Raw genomic sequence first — 301 nt, forward strand, 5'->3', positions numbered from 1 at the left:
ATGACGTATCCCATTCCGAGAAGGAAGTAAGACCCCTCGAAGACGACGAGGTGGATCGGTCTGGCGTGGAAGCGCAGTGATGCGTGGAGCGGACAGATACGAATCGGTCGAGGGCTTCACCTGAACGACTCCCTATGCACGGCGACAAGGGCCAAGAAGACAGATGCGAAGCGACATGCGAGCGAGGAGATCTGCAGGCCGAAGGCCGAAGCCCTCCGAGCGAGCATGGAGCGAAGCAGGTCTGGTGACCATAGCGGAGGGGCAACACCCGTACCCATCCCGAACACGGACGTGAAGACCT

The 301-nt window shown here is 60.1% G+C and carries 2 rRNA genes; both read left to right on the forward strand.

Annotation, left to right across the window (positions count from 1 at the left end):
* Positions 1–123, forward strand: a 23S ribosomal RNA gene (locus AC27E8_RS11755); the annotation flags it as partial.
* A 117-nt stretch (positions 124–240) separates the two neighbouring features.
* Positions 241–301, forward strand: a 5S ribosomal RNA gene (rrf, locus tag AC27E8_RS11760); the annotation flags it as partial.

It is taken from the genome of Alicyclobacillus sp. CIJ1 (genome assembly GCF_057538885.1).